We start from the raw sequence: 20,699 nt of genomic DNA, 5'->3' as shown, positions 1-20,699 counted from the left end.
AATGATTTTCGCATGGTTATGTAAACTGGCTGCCATTATGTATGAGGCACCTTTACATGACTACTGAGACCGATATTTCTTTTGCTGAGTTAGGTTTATCAGCATCTATTTTGACAGCACTAAATGACCTGGGATATGAAAAACCATCACCAATCCAACAGCAATGTATTCCATTGTTAATGGATGGCAACGATGTATTAGGTATGGCACAAACAGGTAGCGGTAAAACTGCTGCATTTAGTTTGCCATTACTGCATAACATCGACCCAGATTTAAAAGCTCCGCAAATTTTAGTACTTGCTCCAACTCGTGAGTTGGCTGTTCAGGTAGCGGAAGCAATGAGTGATTTCTCTAAACATATGAACCGCGTTAACGTTGTTGCCCTGTATGGTGGTCAACGTTATGACGTACAATTACGTGCACTGCGCCAAGGACCACAAATTGTTGTGGGTACACCAGGCCGCCTTCTTGATCACTTAAAACGTGGCACGTTAGATCTTTCTAAATTAAAAGGCTTAGTCTTAGACGAAGCTGATGAAATGCTGCGTATGGGCTTCATTGAAGATGTTGAAAACATCATGAGCCAAATTCCAGCTGAGCACCAAACTGCGCTGTTCTCTGCAACAATGCCTGAGCCAATTCGTCGTATTACACGTCGTTTTATGAAAGACCCGAAAGAAATTCGTATTCAGGCTAGCATTACAACCCGTCCAGACATTGCTCAGAGTTATTGGACAGTGTACGGTATGCGTAAAAATGAAGCGTTAGTGCGTTTCTTAGAAGCAGAAGACTTTGATGCAGCAATTATTTTCGTGCGTACCAAAAATGCAACATTAGAAGTGGCTGAAGCGTTAGAACGCAATGGCTACAACAGTGCTGCACTAAATGGTGACATGAACCAAGCACTGCGTGAGCAAACTTTAGAGCGCTTAAAAGATGGTCGTTTAGATATCTTGATCGCAACTGACGTTGCAGCGCGTGGTTTGGACGTTGAGCGTATTAGTTTAGTTGTTAACTATGACATCCCAATGGATGCCGAGTCTTACGTTCACCGTATTGGCCGTACAGGCCGTGCGGGTCGTGCGGGCCGTGCGTTACTGTTTGTTGAGAACCGTGAACGCCGTCTGCTACGTAACGTTGAACGTACGATGAAACTGACTATTCCTGAAGTTGAATTACCAGATGCAGATCTGCTGAGCCAACGTCGTCAGGCGAAATTTGCTGAGAAAATTCAACAGCAATTAGAAAGCAGCGATTTAGACCAATATCGTTCACTGTTAGCAAAAATGTCTCCATCAGAAGATGTAGATATGGAAACTTTAGCCGCAGCATTACTGAAAATGGCACAAGGTGAACGTGCTCTGATCCTGCCACCAGATGCGCCACGTCGTCCACGTCGTGAATTTAATGATCGCGATGATCGCCGTGGTGATCGCCGCAACAGCAACGGCAATGGTTTTGACCGTGCAGAACGTGGTGAGCGTGGCGGACGTCGTGAGCGTCGTGATGTCGGTGATATGGAAATGTACCGTATTGAAGTTGGCCGTGATGATGGTGTGGAAGTTCGTCACATTGTTGGTGCGATTGCTAACGAAGCGGATATCAGCAGCCGTTATATCGGTAATATCAAATTGTACGGAACGCACTCGACAATTGAATTACCAAAAGGCATGCCAACTGACGTGTTAACTCATTTAAGTCGCGCACGCATTTTGAATAAACCAACTCAAATGCAGCTGATCGGTGATGCACAACCGTTCGAACGTCGCGGCGGTGGTGAGCGTCGTGGTGGTGGTCGTCGTGATGGCGGCAGCGAAGGTGGCTTTGGTGCAGGTCGTCGTAATGACCGTGGCGGTGAGCGCGGTGGCGAACGTCGTAGCGGTGGTGAGCGTCGTGGCGGTGGTAACCGTGACCGTGGTAACTCTGCTCCACGTCAAGATGGTACTAATGCAGCACCTCGTCGTCGTAGCAGCAGCCATAACGCGTAATTGCTAGGTTTTAGGGAAGTTATTCCCTAATAAAATGAAAACCCGCACTTCTTGGAAATGCGGGTTTTTTGTTGTTTTAAAAATGAACAATATATATTGTCTTCAAAAATGGCACTTGCTACTATAGTAATAGGTACTACATGGAGAGTAGTTGTGGCGTTCTATAAAATTTCCTCATTTAAGCGAAGCACCAAAAAAATTAAGATAATGGATAAACACTTGCTTAAGGCTGCAAATGAAGTTTTAGCGGGGGTTTATGAAGCAGACTTAGGAAGTGGTGTAATTAAAAAAAGGATTGCCATTAATGGAAAAGGGAAAAGTGGTGGGGTCAGGGTTATTATATTCTTCAAAGTTAGCCATCATCTCTTTTTTGCCGATGGTTGGGAGAAATGCAATATAGCTGCTAAAGGAGTAAAAGAAATTGAAGATGATGAACTAGATGCGTATAAGAATTTATCTCGACTTTTTCTTAATTATACAGATGATAAAATTGCTGATTTAGTTTTACATAATATTTTGGAGGAGCTTACTGATGAGCAATAAACTAGAAAACATGCTTGAGCTAGCGAAAGAGTTACATCAGGTTGATGCTGCACCAAAAAGTTTAGTTACTGATTTAGAACAGAAGGTTGGCAATCGTAAAATAAATAATAAAATCAAGGTAGTACCTATGATGAGCGGTGCGCAAATCAAACAACTCCGTGCTCAATATGGAATGTCACAAGCCATGTTAGCTTTAGCGCTGGGCATGTCTAAGGAAAGCGTATCTAAGTGGGAAAGAGAAGAAAAAAAACCCAGTGGCCCAGCTCTAAGAATGCTACATCTTATAGAGCAGCGAGGGCCAGAGATTTTAATTATTTAACCACTCAAACTAAACCCAATGCCTCTTTTAGTGGCTTGAGATAACGGCGGCTGACAGGTATATGTTCACCGGAGCTGAGTACCAACTCGGCTTGTCCACCGTCGCCAAACAGAATTTCATTTAACTGAGTCATGTTGACCAAATATTGGCGATGGCAGCGCACTAAAGGTGTACGAGTTTCTAATGTGCGTAATGTGAGCTCAGTAAAGCCTTCTTGCCCTTGTGTGCTCATTACATACACGCCACTCATACGTGAGGTGGCATATAGCACTTCATCAAGCTTCATCAAATAGATGCGGCTATGGCCAGTACAAGGGATAAATTTGAGCGGCTCATTGTTGCTGAGCAGTTCAAGGTTCTGTTTTTGCTTACCTTGACGTAGGCGGTTTAAGGTTTTTTTTAATCGCTCTGTTTCAAGGGGCTTTAACAAGTAATCAAATGCATGCTCTTCAAAAGCTTGGATGGCAAATTCATTAAAAGCGGTAAGAAAGACGATATAGGGGCGGTCTTCTGGATCTAACATACGTACCATTTCAAGGCCAGTTAGGCGCGGCATTTGAATATCAAGAAAAACCACATCAGGCTTTTTTTTGTGAATGACCCCAATCGCTTCAATCGCATTTGCGCATTCACCGATAATTTCAATATCATCGTGTTCTTCAAGTAGGCAACGCACATTTTCCCGTGCAAGAGGTTCGTCATCAACAATCAATACATTCATAGAGGTAATTTAATCATTATTATGTTGTAGCCAAATAAGGCAGGCGAATTTTCATTCGAGTGAATTTTTCTGGCTTATGTTCTACGCTGATACCATATTGTTCACCATATTTTAAACGTAAGCGTTTATCGACTAGCCCCATTCCTAAGCCATCGGACTTTTTAGTGGGCTTGTATAGCCCCGCGTTATCTTCTATTTCGATGTAGACATGTTCACTGTCGATATAACTACGTATTGTAATATATCCTGTTTCTAATAACTGTGAGGTGCCGTGTTTAATTGCATTTTCAACCAGTGGCTGCAGGGTAAATGCTGGAAGTTCAACCTGTTTGACTTCATCTGGGATCTCAATATGAATTTGTAAGCTTTCTTGAAAGCGGGCTTTTTCTATCTGCAAATAGGCGTTGATATGTTCAATTTCTTCACCAAGCGTGGCATTTTGTTCAGGCCGTTTTAAATTATTGCGAAAAAATGTCGAAATATACTGCACAAGCTGGCCTGCTTGCTGGCTATCTTTGCGGATCACGGCTTGCAGCGTATTGAGTACATTAAACAAAAAGTGGGGGTTCACTTGCGCATGAAGTAGTTTAACTTCAGATTGTAACAGTGATTGCTTATTGCGCTCATATTGGCCCGCGAGAATTTGCGCGGAAAATAAGCTGGCTATGCCTTCACCAAGGGTACGATTTATGGAGCTAAATAGGCTATTTTTCGCTTCATACAGTTTAATTGTACCAATGACTTTTTCATTTTCCCCGCGTAATGGGATCACTAATGCAGAACCGAGTTTACAGGTGGGGCTTAATGAACACTTGTAAGGCGTTTCATTGCCATCGGCATATACAACTTCATTATTCTCAATAGCTTGCCTTGACTGACTCGACGAAATCGGTGTTCCCGGGCGATGGTGATCAGCGCCAATACCAATAAATGCGAGTATTTTTTCACGATCAGTGATGGCGACGGCGCCAATTTCTAGTTCTTGATAAATAATCTTGGCAACTTTCATACTGTTATCAGCATTAAAGCCTTTACGCAGAATTCCTTCAGTGGTTAAGGCGATTTTTAGCGCCTGAGCAGAGAATGCAGTTGTGTATTTTTCAACAATAGCGCGGCGGTCGAGTAAAATACGAATAAACATAGCTGCGCCAATCGTATTTGCGATGACCATAGGTGCAGCGATATTTTTAACAAGTTCGAGGGCTTCATCGAAAGGTTTTGCCAACAATAAAATAATTAGCATTTGTATGATTTCAGCAATAAAAGTGACACAGCTGGCAATCATAGGATTAAAAATTTTATTAATTTCGCCACGTTTCATAAAGTAACGATGAACTAACCCGCCAATCAACCCTTCAACAATCGTTGAAACCATACAGGCAAATGCACTCATACCACCCAATGAATAACGATGCAACCCACCAGTAAAACCAACGGCAAAGCCGACAGCGGGGCCGCCTAATAGGCCCCCAAGCACGGCACCAATGGCGCGAGTATTGGCAATAGAATCATTGATATGCAAACCAAAATAAGTACCGATAATGCAAAATACTGAGAAAATCAGGTAGCACATCACCTTGTGAGGTAAGCGAATAGTGACTTTAAGTAATGGGGTAACCAGCGGGGTACGACTGAGGACCCATGCGATCACTAAGTAGACGCACATTTGCTGGAGGAGGAGTAATATTAAGTCAAATTCGTACATGCTCGTCATATTTCACATTCTGGGGGTGTTGACTACGTTCAGCTCCTTGGGTCACATACTTGTGTATGCTCCCCAAGCTATCTTCTCTTGTCGCCTACCCATAATGCGAACTATTTAGAGCATGGCTCGTCATGTTTCACATTCTGGGGGTGTTGACTACGTTCAGCTCCTTGGGTCACATACTTGTGTATGCTCCCCAAGCTATCTTCTCTTGTCGCCTACCCACAATATGAACTATTTAGAGCATGATACATTGTGGGATTTTTATTTTGTGGCGGAATTATTTATTCTTGCTATCTATTATTAGTCTTTATTCGGCTTGAAATTATATCGTAAGTCACTGGTTAAGTAATCGACATTTGAGAAAAGTACACTCATCAATATTTGACATAAGGCTGAAATCGCTTCAATATTAGTCAATGACCTACCTTTTCGTGATCTTGCGCACGAATTTATTAACGCTGTATTTAACTTTCTTGTCATACTCTAGGGATGGTAGTTTCCCCCGTTATTATTTAAGGTTCACATAAATAATGAAAAAAAGAACAATAGCACTGATTTTGCTGATGCTTATCTTAATAGCAGCAGCGGCACTTTTTCATTCCCATAACCAATATTTATTGTTACAGGGGGAAGTAGATGCACCTGAAGTTATCGTAACCTCGAAAGCAAAAGGGCGGGTGATTGAGCGCCATATTGAGCGTGGTGATGATGTAAAACAAGGGCAACTTCTCTTAACATTAGAAAGCCCTGAGCTACAGGCGCAGTATGCAGCATCAAAAGCGGCAAGAGACCAAGCAAAGGCGCAGCTAGAACTCTCTATTAATGGTACTCGCGAAGAAACTATTCGTGATCTTCAAGCCACCTTGGCACAAGCCAACTCTCAATATCAAAATGCCTCTCGTGAATATGCCCGTTTAAGTAATTTAAAAAACAAAGGGTATGTTTCAGCGAATGAGTTAGATAACGCACGTAAGGCCAAAGAAGTGGCATTTTCGCAAGTCCAGGGGGCAAAAGCACGGTTAGAAGAAGGCTTACATGGTGACCGTATTGAATTACGTCAGCAATATGAGGCGGCGCTTGACCAAGCAGAACAAAAATTGGCTGAATTGCAAGTTCAGGTGGATGATTTGCAAGTTAAAGCCCCGGTTGATGGGGAAGTAGGACCTATCCCCGCTGAAATTGGCGAACTATTTAATGCAGGAAGCCCTTTGGTCTCATTAATACGCCTGCCGCAAGCTTATTTTGTCTATAACTTGCGTGAAGATATTTTAGTTGATGTGAAAAAAGGCGATAAAGTACAGCTGGATATCCCAGCGTTGGGTAATAAGGTGGTTGAAGCTGAAATTCGTTATATTGCACCAAAAGGTGACTATGCTACTAAGCGAGCAACACGTGCAACGGGTGACTTCGATTTAAAAACATTTGAAATTCGCTTATATCCTGTAGAGCCGATCGAAGGGTTAAGGCCTGGCATGAGTGTGTTATGGCACTGGGATAAGTAAAAGGTGTTGCCATGAAATTTAAGTTCGCTTGGCACGGTTTTGAGCACGCCTTTAGCCGTGAAACCCAAATGGCTATTCGTAGCCCTGTTTTTCATTGGTTAAGTTGGCTGTTTCCATTAATGCTGTTTACGTTAGTTAGCGCTAACTTTTCAGAGGGGACATTAATGGATTTACCCGTTTCTGTGGTGGATGACAACCATAGCCCCGTGTCTCGGCAAATTATTCGTGACCTTAACGCAGGCCCGCACGCTGATGTAAAAACGATTGATGATAATTTGAGTACGTCATTAAAAAGACTCGGTAGTTCAAAAGATTACGCGTTATTGTATATTCCTCATAACTTTGAAGAAGATGTCTTACGAGGGCGTCAGCCTGAGCTGCGGATGTATTATAATGCGCTCTTTTATGCATCAGGCAGTTATGCGATTCAAGATTTTAGTGGGCTAGTGGCAGAGCTGAATGCGAAGTATCGCCAAGAGATGGCCAAGTCCATGGGAAAGGCATTACCGCCATTAGCTCAAGTCACACTTTCTTATGACAGTTTGTTCAACCCGAGCGGTAGTTATATTTATTATCAACAATTTGCTGCAACTATTCATATGCTACAGCTATTTGTTGTTACCGCAACAATCTACACCATGTCACGAGGTTCTACCTTACAAAGTGTTAAACCGTTTGTCATGGCGTTACTTGGGAAGTTAGCTCCTTACACCTTATTTTTCAGTATATTGCTCGCCGTAGAGATTGCGGCGCTAGTCACTATTTTTGATGCTAAAGTGGTAGGGAACCCGTTATATATGATTGTATTAGGGTTTTTCTATGTGATAGCAGCGCAAAGTATCGGTTTATTGCTGTTTAGTTTTACCTCAAGTGCCATCATGGCGTATAGCTTGATAGGGATGCTGGTGAGTATCGCCTTAGCCTTTTCGGGTATGGCTGTGCCTGAGCTATCAATGATATTGCCTGCACAGATTATTTCTAATATTGAACCACTTACACATACATTGAATGCTATGTTTGATATTTTCTTGCGGGAGATTTCTTTTACTCGCATCGTTCAAGTGTGTCTATTTTTATTGATTTACCCATTTGTGATTGGCTTTTTAATCCGTAAGCGACTAGTAAAACGGTTAGAAAACCAAGGAGGGGTTGTCTAATGGCTATCTATTTTGCAACCTTTCGTAAAGTGCTGCTGGGGATGTTGGAAAAACCGATGTGGCTGTTATTATTGGTTTCTCTATGCGTTATGAGCTTAGTTTATGCCAAGCCTGTTCTTTGGGACTTACCTGTTGCAGTTATTGATATGGACCACAGCACAGCAAGTCGTGAGTTAATCCGTGATCTTGATGCGACGCCGAAGGTGCAATTGCAGAGTTATGATAACCTTGCTCAAGCTCGTCAGGATATGATTGCGAGAAAGTTATTTGCGATAATTATCATTCCAACAGATTTTCAACAACACTTATTGAGTGGTAAAAATATCACTGTGCCAGTGTATGGTGATGGCACCAACCGGCTAGCAAGTGGGCAAATTCAGCAAGAGTTATCAAAAGCCTACCAAACACTGCTCAATGCCTATAACACCCAGTTACTCACTAAAGCAGGCTATAGCCAAGAACAAGCGAAAGTGATTATTACCCCTATTCGCAGTGAAACTGAGCCACTGTATAACCCAGGGATCAGCTTCGCAGCAATCGTTTTTCCTGGCTTGTTAGTGATGTTATTACAGCACTCCCTGTTGATTGCCTGTGTGCGAGTCAGTATCGCGGTCCGTTCTACGCCGAAAGGAAAACCGCCATTAGCCGTTTATTTAGGGGCACTATCTGCTTTAATTCCGATTTGGTTATTTTTATCTACCGTATTTTTTGCCCTTTGGCCGTGGGTATTGGGTTACCGGCAAGAAGCGCCATTGTATGTGATTTGGATGTTCACGTTCCCATTCCTCTTGGCTGTTCTGGGGCTTGGCAAGTTAGTGACGGAATGTTTGCGCAGTGTCGAAATGATTTATTTAACTTTGGCATTTATTACGACCCCTGTGTTTTATATGTCAGGTACGATTTGGCCACTGCAAGCGATGCCTGATTGGGTTCGTATGATTGCATCAGCACTACCATCAACATGGGCCACAAACGCTATGGCAGGTCTTAACCAAATGGGACTACCGTTTAGCGATGTCCTGATGGATATCGTGATGATGCTGATTTTAGGGGTTATTTATACGGTCATTGGGGTATTTATTGGTATGCTCCGAGATGGCGAACTGCGTCATATTAGCCATATGTTTAACCGCTGGCGCAGGCATCGGCATTAATATTTAATCGTGTTTATGGTCTATTAGAAAAGGCGGCCTAAAGAAATAATGACTAATTAATCGACAAATGCTAAACTCAACCACAATGTAGTCACAATGTAGCTACGTTTGATATGTGTAGGGGGATGATATGTCAACACTATTGAAAACAACAGATGTTCGTAGTCGAATTGATGAACAATTAAAAGCGGAAGCCACGAGTGTATTACAAGATTGTGGTTTGACTATTAGCGCAGCTATTCGTTTGTTTTTAGAACAAGTAGTTCAAGAGCAAAGAGTTCCCTTTGAAATCAAACGTAAGCAACCTTCGCTGAAAACTACACTAGCGTTGAAAGAAGCTAAAGCTATTGAGCAGCACTACGATTCAATTAACGAAATGATGGTGGAGTTAAGCAAAGTTGACTCAGAAGCCAAGTAATAAGCGAGCTAAGCAACCAAGGCAGGTTGCTTATACACCAACGTTTAAGAAGTCATGGGAACGATATAACCGAGCGGGCCGTAGGGATATGAATGCGGCTGTTCTCGTTATGGAAATACTGTTTTCTCAAAAAATAATACCAAAAGAATATCTTGACCATGAATTAGAAGGTCATGAATGGCAAGGAGCTAGGGAGCTTCATATTGGTGGTGATTTCTTACTGGTTTATCGCTTGTCAGATAAAGGTAATTTAATCACTTTCGTTGATATTGGTTCGCACAGTGAATTATTTGGTTAAGGTAATGAGCTATAGTTCGAGCTCATTACCTATTGTATATCAAGGCACTAGCAACAACCCTGCAATTTGTCGCCAATAACCATTACAGTTTTGGTTTACGATATTCAGCGGAATATCCCCATTTTCATTGGCTTTAAACTGTTTGATTATCTCAAGGGACTCTATACTTTCAGGGGAAATGCGCACAATATCTACAAGATCATGCATTGAATGCAGGTCATTGCCAAGGTTATAGCAAGCACCACTGAGCGTTTGAATGCCATTCAATGTAAACACCTGTTGATGTTCTTGGGAAAGCACCTTGCGCCCTTGTGGGTAGTTTATACAGCAAGTTTCACACTCGTCTTTTTGCTTATTTTCAGAGCGCGCAGTAAAACAGCGTGCGGAATAGGCAAGTGGTAAGTGACCGTAGCTCATCACTTCAACATCAAATTTGCCACGAATACCGATGTCATCACATTGGTGAAGTAAATTGACTAGCCAATCACGAGAAAGTTCTACAGGCATACACCAGCGCACCATGCCTTGGCGTAAGAGAATATTTAAGGTTTGTGCGTTATAGCAATTCAAACCGTGGCCCGCGACAAAAGGAAGTCCTCTCTCGGCTAACATGTTGACCACACCAAAATCATGCGCTTCAACGAGAAACTCGCCATTATCAACTAACTTGCTGATCTCTTTAAGTTCTGAAGGTGCTTGAAGGAGAGCAAGGGTGCTCAGCACAATCTGTTTACCACTTTTCGCGAGTTGTTGTGCGAGTTCTATCCAATCATTGGGCTTCATTTCTCGACGTTTACTGCACACTGTCTCACCGAGATAGATAATATCGGCGTCACTTTGTATGGCGTGTTGATAAAAATCTTCCAGCGTTTGCTTTGGCCAGTAATAAAGAATAGATCCTAACGAGTACTGCATGATATTTACCTTTTAAATTACTGCCATTTACGATGATAGGCACCCAATGTAGTTTGGCTTCCTTCAGAAAGCCCACCTAATGCTTTTAGCCATTTAGGATCGGTGACAAAGTTATTCGGGTTGGATTTGTAACGGTCGATGGCTTGGCGCCAAATACGGGTCACTTCAGTCACGTAAGCAGGGCTGCGCTGGCGGCCTTCAATTTTGACAGAGGCAATATTCGCTGCCATTAATTCAGGTAATAATTCAATGGTGTTGAGGCTGGTGGGCTCTTCAAGGACATGATATTTCTGTTCATCGACAAGATAACGTCCTTTACATAGTGTTGGGTAACCGGCATTTTCATCTTTTTGGTAACGGTCTATCAACACATTATTAAGGCGTGATTCCATTCCTTCCTCAGTTTGTTGCCAACGAACAAAACGGGCTGGAGAGCATGCACCTACGGTATTTGGCGACTCACCCGTGAGATAAGAAGACAGATAGCAGCGGCCTTCAGCCATGATGCATAAACTACCAAAAGCAAACACTTCAAGCGGTACAGGGCTATTTTTGGCTAATTGTTTCACTTGGTGAATAGATAGCACGCGCGGCAGGACGACACGATGGACTTGAAAATTACGTTCATAGAAGCGTATGGCTTCAGTATTGGTCGCAGAGGCTTGAACAGAAACATGCCTTTCAATATGCGGGTATTTATTTGCCGCGTACTCTAACATTGCGATATCGGCTAAGATCAAGGCATCGGCACCGAGATCCGCGGCAAGATCGACAGAATTTTGCCAACGTTCGTAACCATTAGGGTGCGCAAATGTATTAATCGCAATATGTAATTTTCGTTTACGGTTATGGATATAGCGCTCAGCTTCGTGCAGTTTTTTTTCAGTAAAATTGAGTCCTGCGAAATGGCGCGCATTGGTATCATTTTTTAATCCAATATAAACGGCATCAGCACCGTTATCGACAGCCGCTTTTAACGCGGGCAAATTCCCTGCGGGGCAGAGTAATTCCATTGTCCTATCCCTGTATAAAATTTAATAGCTGCCATTCTAGTCAACAGAACTGTTATAGATTTTGATTTAGAGCAGAGAAATTGTTAATGGATATCAGTATTCGTTAATTAAGGTTGTTAGGGAAATAAGGGGACTGGTGGGTAATAAAGAAACTGTATCAAATAGTAGGGAATAAGTTTAATAAATAGGGAAAATGAATCATTTTTGACTAAATTTTGAACGTTAATTGGATAGTATCGGTAATTAGAGATAGTTTTTTATCAATGGGAAGTGAGAAATAAATATTGGCGGGATGGGCAAAAATTGATATAGGATCAAACCAATAATGTCATTTTTTGGCAAGATAACTTATCGTGAGTCAAATGTTAGGTTAATGACTTCAATAAGTGGGGTTATTAGCGTTGAAAATTTAATCATCTAAATATGCAATATGTTACCCTAAATAATTCGAGCTGCTACTGCGGTTAAGTAGTTACACGAAAACGGGCAGACAATTACTACGGGAGTCAGTACTGTGTTAGGTAAAATTCGTTCTCAACTCATCACAAAAGGCCCTTCATTTTTGAAACTGCCTTTAAAAGTGACCCCATTCGCATTACAGCGTCAGGTTCTCGAGCAGTTGCTAAGTTGGCAATTTCGCGAATCAGTAAAAGAAGGGGAACTTGATTTTCTCGAAGACAAATGGCTAAAGGTTGAAGTTCGTGACTTAGCGTTAGTCTGGTTTATCAGTTTGCAAGATGGCCAACTGTCTGTAAAACAGCATGCAGAGGCTGATGTTAGTGTGAGTGGTAATGCGAATGATCTGGTACTGATCGCCGCGCGTAAAGAAGACCCCGATACGCTCTTTTTCCAACGTAGATTGGTGATTGAAGGGGATACTGAGCTCGGACTCTATGTGAAGAATTTAATGGATGCTTTCGAACTCGAAAACATGCCAGCACCGCTGCGTTTTGCTCTATTACAATTAGCAGATGTGATTAAAACCGTGCATGAAACTGAGGACGCAGAGCATAAATCGCCTGCGTTAACTTCATGTTAATTCGAGTTGAAATCCCTGTCGATGCAATGGGTATTGATAAATTATTGCGTGAAACGTTTCCAACTGAAGCGGAAGCTAACCTTGTTCAACATTTGCGTGAGGATGGTTTGCTAACTCTCGGGGTTGTGGCAACAAATGATGATGGTGAAGTGATTGGCTATGTTGGCTTCACACCCGTTGATGTTAACGACGAAGACGTACAATGGGTAGGTCTTGCGCCATTAGCGGTAAGTAAAGCGCATCAAGGCCAAGGGATCGCAGAAAAACTGGTCTATGAAGGGTTAGATAGCCTTAATGAGTTTGGTTATGGTGCTGTCGTTGTACTGGGAGATGAAGGCTACTATTCGCGTTTTGGTTTTGAACCGGCTTCAAGCCACGGCGTAAGCTGCCAATGGCCTGAACAACAGGCTCATTTTTTGGTTTGTGGCTTAGAAAATGGCGAAATCGGGGAACACCAAGGTTTGGCGACTTACTCTTCACACTTCAATAATTTATAGTTAGCTAAGTAGTCAGTTAAATCATCAGGCTGGTCAATGACCAGCCTTTCTTTTATCTTTTTATTCAGTTGCTTAACTTGATATTCTATTTTTGACGCGGCTGAGCGAGAACCAATAAAACAAGAAAATACCAGTTCTAGTGGCATTTTTCCTTTCAATGCTTTTGCCCCTGTTCCTGCCTTATGTTGCTCAAAACGACGTTGTACATCGGTGGTGATACCACAATACAAGGCGTTATTTTTCTCTCTTACTAAGTAAAGATACCAATCACTTTGTTTTGATTGTTTTTTTTCTAGGGTTGTTTTTATCATTCTGTGCTGATTTATAAGAAGAAAATATTAGGTTAACAACGAATATATTCGTTAAGTAAGATATTTATAACATATTAAAATTTAAATAAAAAATGATATGAAACTGTCACAAATTTGTAACCTCAACCTAGGTTTCCATTCAAAATATTTGAATGACTATAGCAAAATTAGCTAATTCTCTTTTCAAAATAAAGCGCATAATATGATCCATATCACAGAGGGACAGTAAAAATCCCAACTAAAAATCAATTTTACAAGAAGGTATATACAATGAAAAAATCAACATTATTCGCTGCTGCTTTAACTTTAGGTGCTGTTTCATTTGGCTCAATGGCTGCTGAAGAAGTTCAACATACTAGTCAGCCTGCAGCAGGTTATGTTTCAGTAACAGGTGCTGTGAGTGTAAATGACCTGACCGCACAATTGGCCAAAAAAGCTGATGAAGCTGGCGCAACCTCATTCCGAGTGATTTCTGCTGGCGGTGAGAATAGCATGAGTGGTACCGCGGCTATTTATAAATAAATTTATTCGTCATAATTCACGTCACAGCGTTGTTGGCTACGTTTACTCGCACTAGTCACATACTTATGTATGCTCCTAGCGTCTCGTTCACTTGCCGCCTAGCTGTACCACGAATTATTTAGAATAAATACTCGAATTTAGTTGGCGTATAGGCCTAAAAAAATTTAGGTTAATATTTCAGCTAGTTAGGCTATAGTAATAGCGAATTTTATGCCTACGTTCAGAACAGTTTAAGCAAGCTTAGGGGTAACCCGAAAGCTTGTTCTGAACGGGTTTATATGGAAACCGCTATGACGCCTGAACAAGCTTTAAAACACATCCAACGCTATATTGCTCGCCAACACGTTTTTTCCCTTTTTGCTAATCACAACAATGATATCTGGCCTGCCAGTTGTTACTATGCATTTGATGCGAAAACGATGTGTCTGATTTTAATGACAGACCCGAATTCCAAGCATGGGCAATTGATGGTGGCTAACCCGCAAGTGGCTGGCACAATATCGGCGCAAACTAAAGCTGTGAATACAATACAAGGCATTCAATTTACAGGTGAAATTAAAATATTAGAAAGTGAGGAAGCACAACTCGCTCGCGGTTTCTACTGCCGCCGCTTCCCTGTGGCAATAGCAGCGAAACTGCCAGTTTGGCAGCTTCACTTACAGAATGTCAAAATGGTGGATAATAAATTAGGTTTTGGCACCAAGCTATATTGGGAATGCCAAATTTAACGAAGCCTATGGATCACTTGATTTGAGCTACCGCGCCAAATTAAGCGCGGGTCATGTAAATCCTGCACAAATTTACCGTCAATCACGGTATTAACAAAACTCACCACTTTTTGCTGTTCAAGCGTAAAATCACCCAATGTGTATCCTGTCCATAACCAGATGTCTTTATCTGGGCAAACGGCTTTAACGCGCTTTACCAACTTGAGCACCGCAGGTAAATTGGCTGGGTGTAGTGGATCTCCGCCAGAGAGGGAAAGCCCTTGCCGACGAATACGCGTGTCCTGCAAATCTTGGATAATCTGGTCTTCCATTTCTTGGGTGAATGGCACACCCGAATCCACTCGCCATGTACTTTGGTTGTAGCAACCACGGCATTGATGGACACACCCTGCTACAAACAGTGTACAGCGGGTTCCGGGGCCATTGACCACATCAACAGGATAATATTGGTGATAATTCATGGCATTAACCTATTTGGCCGTTACCTAAATGCTTAATACGGCGTTTGACTTCCTCTTGTTTTCCTGCATTAAATGGCCTTGCATCTGGGCTGCCTAAATAGCCACAGACACGGCGGATAACTGAAACGCGGTTAGTATCATGATTACCACAAGCCGGGCAGGTAAAACCTTTGCTGGTGCAGGAAAATTCACCGGAGAAACCGCATTCATAACACTCATCAATGGGGGTGTTAGTCCCATAATAAGGCACATGTTGATAGCTGTAATCCCACACGTCTTCTAAGGCTCTAACATTATGTTGTAAGTTTGGGTATTCGCCATAACAGATAAAACCGCCATTCGCGAGCGCAGGGTAAGGCGCTTCAAAATCAATTTTATCGTAAGGATTTACCTGTTTTTCAACATCTAAGTGGAAGCTGTTTGTGTAGTAGCCTTTGTCGGTAACACCTTGTATCACACCAAATTCAGCGGTATCGAGACGGCAAAAACGGTCACACAAATTTTCACTTGGTGTGCTGTATAAACTGAAACCATAGCCTGTTTGGGCTTTCCATTCATCGGTGGCTTGGCGTAAGCGGTTGACAATTTCGACGGCTTTTTCACGTAATTTTTCATCATCATACACATGAGTTTGTGTGCCAAAAAGTGCATTGATGGTTTCATGCAACCCAATGTAACCTAAAGAAATAGATGCACGACCATTTTTGAATATCTCAGCGACGTTATCATCCGCTTTTAAGCGAACTCCACAAGCGCCTTCCATATATAAAATTGGCGCAACACGTGCTTTTACGGTTTCTAAACGGGCAATGCGAGTCATTAAGGCTTTTTTGGCAATAGCTAAGCGATCATCCAGTAATGCCCAAAATGCATCTTCATTGCCTTGAGCTTCGATAGCAATACGAGGCAAATTGAGGCTGATAACCCCTAAATTGTTGCGCCCATCATGAATTTGTTGCCCATTTTCTTCATAGGTACCAAGGAAACTGCGGCAGCCCATTGGCGTTTTAAATGATCCAGTAACATCAACGACGCGGTCGTAATTAAGAATGTCAGGATACATACGCTTACTGGCACACTCTAAAGCGAGTTGTTTGATATCGTAATTAGGGTCGCCTAGCTTATGGTTTAGGCCATCTTTAATTGCAAATACGAGCTTAGGGAAAACGGCCGTTTTACGGTTTTTACCAAGTCCCGCAATGCGGTTTTTCAGAATAGATTGCTGAATTAATCGTGCTTCTTTAGAGGTTCCGAGACCAAAACCAAAGGTGACAAACGGGGTTTGGCCATTTGCGGTGTGAAGCGTATTGACTTCATACTCTAAGGATTGAAAGGCGTCGTAACACTCTTTATCGGTGCGGCTGTGTGCATAACCTTCTGCGTCTGCTATTCCCCATTCTTTGGCGACTTTTAGGTGCTTTTCGTAGCTGATAGCGACATATGGTGCTAAAATTTCGTCAATACGGTTAATGGTTGTGCCCCCATAAATATGGCTCGCAACCTGTGCAATAATTTGTGCTGTAACAGCTGTTGCGGTTGAAATAGACTTTGGTGGCTCTATTTCTGCATTTCCCATTTTAAACCCGTTAGTTAACATGCCTTCAAGGTCAATTAACATACAGTTAAACATCGGGAAGAACGGCGCATAGTCGAGATCATGATAGTGAATTTCACCACGTTCGTGTGCGATAACGACATCTCTCGGCAAAATATGTTGTTTTGCATAGTGCTTAGCGACAATACCGGCGAGTAAATCGCGTTGTGTCGGGATCACTTTACTGTCTTTATTGGCGTTTTCATTAAGTAAAGAGACGTTACTTTGTTCGATTAGCCCACGAATGTCATGTGTCAATTGGCTGCGTTTTTCACGTTCGCTGTCTCTGTCGTGGCGATATTCAATATAAGCACGGGCTAAGTCTTTATAAGGCCCCGCCATCAATTGGTTTTCGACAGCGTCTTGGATTTCAGCGATATCCACTCGGTCACGGCTGCAAAGTTGCTCTGTGACAACAGAAGCAACCTGAAGACAATAATCGTCATCCTTAACATTCACAGCAGCCGCTGCACGTTTAACGGCTTCCTGAATTCGTGGAAGGTCAAAACCGACCTGACAACCATCTCTTTTTATAACAACCGTTCCCACGGGCATTCTCCTTGTTAAGTTATCCACAATACGACTTCAGCTATTCGCCATGTTTATCACGGGGACTAATCTGTGGATAAAATGTGAATAAATACTATATGTTGTGTCATTAGGTGCAATTAAAGCACAATATGTGGGATTTTGCTTTTATTTAGATCGCCAATATTTGATTTAAAACAAAGAAAAAAATAATTTGTATGAAGATCAAAAGCGCAGAGGAAATAAATCTTTTCAGTTGCCAGTATTCATATCAGTGAGCTAAATAAAAAAAGAGATGTGATTTTCTTTATTCGCAAAGCATGAAAATGACTACTGTGGCGGGGAGTTTATTCTGTATCGGAGGTAGACAGTAATGAAAGACACCCCACCCAAAGCATGGGGTGTTTGGCTCGAACTAATCGTTATTTACGTACTGCGATTGCTTCGATTTCAATTTTCACGTCTTTTGGCAGACGAGCAACTTCAACGCAAGAGCGCGCTGGGAATGGTGCATTATGTTGTTTGAAAAATTCTTCGTAGGTTGCATTCACTGTCGCAAAGTCATTTAAATCTTTTACAAATACCGTTGTTTTCACGATATTAGCCGCACTTAAGCCAGCTTTTTCTAAAATTGCTTTTACGTTAGCCAGTGATTGGCGAGTTTGTGCTGCGATATCTTCAGGCACTTCACCCGTTTTAGGGTCAACAGGGATTTGCCCTGATGTGATAACCATACTACCCAAATCTACGCCTTGAACGTAAGGACCGATCGCTGCTGGTGCGTTTTCTGTATTGATTTCGTATGACATAACTACTCCGTTTCATCACGTAAAGAGAAAATACTCGTCATATGGCAAGCCACAGCGGTGTTTGTGGCTTGGTGTGACTTTGAGTATAACTTTATGGGGTGTTAGGCACCATTATAAACATGGATTGCACCTACACAACACCGCAGTCTACGCAAAAACAACCTATTGGTTATTGATCACAGCGTCTCTATCGAACTCTTTTTCGCAGAATTTACACGTCAGTGCGACTTCTTTGCCGATTTTTTTCACACGGAAACTGCTTGATACAGGTTCATTATGGCTAATACAGTTGCTGTTTGGGCAAATTAACACATTGTCGATATACTGAGGCAGTGTGAGTTCAAGCTTTTCTACCACTTGGTAATCTTCAATACGGTTAACGGTGGCTTCAGGGGCATACATGGCTAATTGGTTAGCTTGCTCTGGAGTTAAAAAGGTATTTTCGATTTTGATAATGTCTTTTTTACCTAGATTGCTTGATGGCAAATTTAAACCAATTGTGATGCGTTCATCTGTTTTTGTTAGTTTAAATAACTTTAGTAATTTGAAACCAATTTGAGCAGGAATGTGGTCAATAACGGTACCGTGGCTGATTGCTTCAACTTGTAATTTATGATCTTGTGTCATGGTATGTCCTCCTCAGATAGCTAATTCTTTATTTAAAACTAGAGATAACAATGCCTGCCTTGCATAAATCCCATTTCCTGCTTGTTGGAAATAGTAAGCATAAGGTGTGTTATCCACATCAACTGCGATTTCATCAACCCGTGGTAGTGGGTGTAAGACTTTTAAATTCGGTTTTGCACAATGCAGGTCAGCCGCACTTAAAATAAATTGTGCTTTCACATTCGCGTATTCAGAGGGGTCGAGGCGCTCTTTTTGTACACGGGTCATATACAGAATGTCGAGTTCTGGCATCACTTCATCAATATTATTATGCAGGCTGTAGGTTGCGCCTTTTTCTTCTAAAATGTGCAGAATATGGTTTGGCATTGAAAGCGCTTCAGGGGCAATAAAGTAGAAGTGATTGCCTTCAAATTTAGACAGTGCTTGGGTTAAGGAATGCACGGTTCTGCCATATTTTAGGTCACCGACCATGGCAATTTGCAGGTTCTCTAAACGGCCTTGCGTTTCTTGGATAGTAAACAAGTCGAGTAATGTTTGTGTGGGATGTTGGTTTGAACCATCGCCTGCATTAATGACAGGAATGTGGCCTGCAAACTGGCTAGCGAGGCGAGCGGCACCTTCTTGCGGATGGCGCATGACAATAGCATCGACATATTGGCTGATAACAGAAATGGTATCGGCTAATGTCTCCCCTTTTTTACCGAGGGATGTGTTGGTGCTATCAGAGAAACCAACAACGGAAGCGCCTAAACGATGGATAGCCGTTTCAAATGACAAGCGTGTGCGTGTAGAGGCCTCAAAGAAACAACTTGCGATGACTTTATGTTTTAGAAACTCAGGTTGCGGCTGTTTTTTTAATGAAGCCGCAACATTAAGCACTAATTCAAGGTCTGAACGGTCTAAATCATTAATCGAGATGATATCGCGGTGGTATAAAGGATTCGGCATTGTTGTTCTCCTGTGTCAGCAAGACATGTTAGGTCTATAGGCCAAAAAAAAGCCCCTCAATTGAGGGGCTTTTCTATAAATAAGAAGGGGAAAAACAGGCTGTCCAGACCGCCAGAAGGCAGTGCAGTGGAGGTATTCTCTGTAAAAAATAGAGCAGCAGCGTTCATGGTTTCTCCCGGCAAATTGTGGCGCATTATACGCATCTCATTCTATGACGCAAGCGTTTGCATAAAGAAAAATATATTTTTTTTATTTTTGCATTTACGTTTCTATTTTGTACAAAAACTAGACGATGAGATAAAAGTGGAAAAATCAACAAGATGACGGAAAATTGAGCGATAGTAGAAACCAGCCAGTATCTATGGGTAATCTACCGCTAAGTTTCCAGCAATATTAAACGAGTGTTCGCCATAATCTCCGGGCTCATTAGGGGCAACTCTGACTAATACAGCATCGATATAGTAGCTTTTTTGATTCTGAGTCATGGTAATGGCGACACTTTCATTAGGAAATATGGATTCCCCTTGCCAGCTTAATTTAACGCCGAATGCATTGCTGGAAGTTTGAAACAACTTACTGGAATATGAGGTTGGTGGAGCGTTAAAAGATAATTGTGCTTTGGCGTTCGTATTGCAATCAATATTGAGCTCAATTTTATGCGGTGCGATTTCTTGACCTATATTTCTATTTCTCCCAACAGATAATACACGATAGCTCGATATTATATCGCTCGACATATGGCATATTGCGGTTGTTGCTGAAAATGAGCCACTAATATGAATAGGCATATTTTGCGTTGCCGCTTGAGAAATAGAAATTGCACCGAGTAATAACACGTAGGGTAATAATGCTTTTAAAGGAATGACATAACTCATAGTATTTCTCAAATGATAAATCAT

23 protein-coding genes are annotated in these 20,699 nt (G+C 41.9%); 12 read left to right on the top strand and 11 right to left on the bottom strand.

Annotated features, from left to right (window positions below; all coding sequences use genetic code 11):
• Positions 1-56 precede the first annotated feature (56 nt).
• The 3 genes from PR834_RS14975 (at position 57) to PR834_RS14965 (ending at position 2,850) form a co-directional block, all read left to right on the top strand.
• Complete coding sequence (locus PR834_RS14975; RefSeq protein ID WP_004905887.1) at positions 57-1,988, top strand: DEAD/DEAH family ATP-dependent RNA helicase; 1,932 nt, start codon at positions 57-59, stop codon at positions 1,986-1,988.
• Between the two features lie 153 nt (positions 1,989-2,141).
• A complete protein-coding gene (locus PR834_RS14970; RefSeq protein ID WP_232062930.1) occupies positions 2,142-2,531 on the top strand; it encodes a type II toxin-antitoxin system RelE/ParE family toxin in 390 nt (129 codons plus the stop codon).
• Positions 2,521-2,850 (top strand): helix-turn-helix domain-containing protein, encoded by a 330-nt coding sequence (locus tag PR834_RS14965; protein ID WP_004905885.1) that lies wholly within the window; start codon positions 2,521-2,523, stop codon positions 2,848-2,850. The genes PR834_RS14970 and PR834_RS14965 overlap by 11 nt, the downstream gene beginning before the upstream one ends.
• A gap of 4 nt (positions 2,851-2,854) precedes the next feature.
• Here PR834_RS14965 and btsR read toward each other — a convergent pair whose 3' ends face one another.
• Positions 2,855-3,571 carry a two-component system response regulator BtsR gene (gene btsR, locus PR834_RS14960; RefSeq protein WP_004905884.1) on the bottom strand — a complete coding sequence of 239 codons (717 nt, stop codon included), beginning with the start codon at positions 3,569-3,571 and terminating at the stop codon, positions 2,855-2,857.
• Positions 3,572-3,590: 19 nt separating this feature from the next.
• On the bottom strand, positions 3,591-5,276 hold the full coding sequence (locus tag PR834_RS14955) for a sensor histidine kinase (protein ID WP_272525361.1): 1,686 nt from the start codon (positions 5,274-5,276) through the stop codon (positions 3,591-3,593).
• Between the two features lie 533 nt (positions 5,277-5,809).
• Here PR834_RS14955 and PR834_RS14950 point away from each other — a divergent pair.
• The 5 genes from PR834_RS14950 to PR834_RS14930 all read left to right on the top strand — a co-directional run bounded on the left by PR834_RS14950 (position 5,810) and on the right by PR834_RS14930 (position 9,808).
• The gene (locus PR834_RS14950) at positions 5,810-6,781 is read left to right on the top strand and encodes an HlyD family secretion protein (protein WP_004905881.1); all 972 of its coding nucleotides are present in this window, start codon (positions 5,810-5,812) and stop codon (positions 6,779-6,781) included.
• Positions 6,782-6,792: 11 nt separating this feature from the next.
• Positions 6,793-7,938, top strand: coding sequence for an ABC transporter permease (locus tag PR834_RS14945; RefSeq protein ID WP_004905879.1), 1,146 nt, complete (start codon positions 6,793-6,795; stop codon positions 7,936-7,938).
• A complete protein-coding gene (locus PR834_RS14940) occupies positions 7,938-9,092 on the top strand; it encodes an ABC transporter permease (RefSeq protein WP_004905877.1) in 1,155 nt (384 codons plus the stop codon). Before PR834_RS14945 ends, PR834_RS14940 begins: the two co-directional genes overlap by 1 nt.
• Before the next feature lie 130 nt (positions 9,093-9,222).
• Positions 9,223-9,510 carry a type II toxin-antitoxin system RelB/DinJ family antitoxin gene (locus PR834_RS14935; RefSeq protein WP_004905876.1) on the top strand — a complete coding sequence of 96 codons (288 nt, stop codon included), beginning with the start codon at positions 9,223-9,225 and terminating at the stop codon, positions 9,508-9,510.
• Positions 9,491-9,808, top strand: coding sequence for a type II toxin-antitoxin system YafQ family toxin (locus PR834_RS14930; protein WP_004905874.1), 318 nt, complete (start codon positions 9,491-9,493; stop codon positions 9,806-9,808). Before PR834_RS14935 ends, PR834_RS14930 begins: the two co-directional genes overlap by 20 nt.
• 39 nt (positions 9,809-9,847) lie before the next feature.
• Here PR834_RS14930 and PR834_RS14925 read toward each other — a convergent pair whose 3' ends face one another.
• Entirely contained in the window at positions 9,848-10,723 is an 876-nt protein-coding gene (locus tag PR834_RS14925) for a U32 family peptidase (protein WP_112308102.1), read from the bottom strand.
• A 17-nt stretch (positions 10,724-10,740) separates the two neighbouring features.
• Positions 10,741-11,736 carry a ubiquinone anaerobic biosynthesis protein UbiU gene (gene ubiU, locus PR834_RS14920; RefSeq protein WP_094961644.1) on the bottom strand — a complete coding sequence of 332 codons (996 nt, stop codon included), beginning with the start codon at positions 11,734-11,736 and terminating at the stop codon, positions 10,741-10,743.
• Between the two features lie 514 nt (positions 11,737-12,250).
• Between ubiU and ubiT the strand changes: the two genes are divergently transcribed.
• Positions 12,251-12,775 (top strand): ubiquinone anaerobic biosynthesis accessory factor UbiT, encoded by a 525-nt coding sequence (gene ubiT, locus PR834_RS14915; protein ID WP_112308101.1) that lies wholly within the window; start codon positions 12,251-12,253, stop codon positions 12,773-12,775.
• A complete protein-coding gene (locus PR834_RS14910; protein ID WP_272536756.1) occupies positions 12,769-13,272 on the top strand; it encodes a GNAT family N-acetyltransferase in 504 nt (167 codons plus the stop codon). Before ubiT ends, PR834_RS14910 begins: the two co-directional genes overlap by 7 nt.
• Here the strand turns inward: PR834_RS14910 and PR834_RS14905 are convergent.
• The gene (locus tag PR834_RS14905) at positions 13,245-13,583 is read right to left on the bottom strand and encodes a GIY-YIG nuclease family protein (RefSeq protein WP_004905864.1); all 339 of its coding nucleotides are present in this window, start codon (positions 13,581-13,583) and stop codon (positions 13,245-13,247) included. The genes PR834_RS14910 and PR834_RS14905 overlap by 28 nt on opposite strands.
• 270 nt (positions 13,584-13,853) lie before the next feature.
• Between PR834_RS14905 and bhsA the strand changes: the two genes are divergently transcribed.
• Both bhsA and PR834_RS14895 read left to right on the top strand, forming a co-directional pair.
• Complete coding sequence (gene bhsA, locus PR834_RS14900) at positions 13,854-14,105, top strand: multiple stress resistance protein BhsA (RefSeq protein WP_094961642.1); 252 nt, start codon at positions 13,854-13,856, stop codon at positions 14,103-14,105.
• A gap of 290 nt (positions 14,106-14,395) precedes the next feature.
• Positions 14,396-14,833 carry a YhbP family protein gene (locus tag PR834_RS14895; RefSeq protein WP_196725062.1) on the top strand — a complete coding sequence of 146 codons (438 nt, stop codon included), beginning with the start codon at positions 14,396-14,398 and terminating at the stop codon, positions 14,831-14,833.
• Here PR834_RS14895 and nrdG read toward each other — a convergent pair.
• From nrdG to PR834_RS14865, 6 genes are all read right to left on the bottom strand, one after another.
• Positions 14,830-15,294 carry an anaerobic ribonucleoside-triphosphate reductase-activating protein gene (gene nrdG, locus PR834_RS14890; RefSeq protein WP_112308098.1) on the bottom strand — a complete coding sequence of 155 codons (465 nt, stop codon included), beginning with the start codon at positions 15,292-15,294 and terminating at the stop codon, positions 14,830-14,832. The genes PR834_RS14895 and nrdG overlap by 4 nt on opposite strands.
• A gap of 4 nt (positions 15,295-15,298) precedes the next feature.
• The gene (nrdD, locus tag PR834_RS14885) at positions 15,299-17,437 is read right to left on the bottom strand and encodes an anaerobic ribonucleoside-triphosphate reductase (RefSeq protein ID WP_262960869.1); all 2,139 of its coding nucleotides are present in this window, start codon (positions 17,435-17,437) and stop codon (positions 15,299-15,301) included.
• A gap of 401 nt (positions 17,438-17,838) precedes the next feature.
• Positions 17,839-18,225, bottom strand: a complete 387-nt coding sequence (ridA, locus tag PR834_RS14880; protein WP_004907508.1) for a 2-iminobutanoate/2-iminopropanoate deaminase — start codon at positions 18,223-18,225, stop codon at positions 17,839-17,841.
• 162 nt (positions 18,226-18,387) lie between these two features.
• Positions 18,388-18,852, bottom strand: a complete 465-nt coding sequence (gene pyrI / locus PR834_RS14875) for an aspartate carbamoyltransferase regulatory subunit (protein ID WP_004905852.1) — start codon at positions 18,850-18,852, stop codon at positions 18,388-18,390.
• Positions 18,853-18,864: 12 nt separating this feature from the next.
• Entirely contained in the window at positions 18,865-19,800 is a 936-nt protein-coding gene (gene pyrB / locus PR834_RS14870) for an aspartate carbamoyltransferase (RefSeq protein WP_172767474.1), read from the bottom strand.
• A gap of 359 nt (positions 19,801-20,159) precedes the next feature.
• On the bottom strand, positions 20,160-20,675 hold the full coding sequence (locus tag PR834_RS14865) for a hypothetical protein (protein ID WP_196725029.1): 516 nt from the start codon (positions 20,673-20,675) through the stop codon (positions 20,160-20,162).
• Positions 20,676-20,699 lie beyond the last annotated feature (24 nt).

The sequence above is a fragment of the Providencia sp. PROV182 genome (genome assembly GCF_028480325.1).
Classification (GTDB): Bacteria; Pseudomonadota; Gammaproteobacteria; order Enterobacterales; family Enterobacteriaceae; genus Providencia; species Providencia hangzhouensis.
This window is presented reverse-complemented; position numbering and strand designations above follow the sequence as displayed.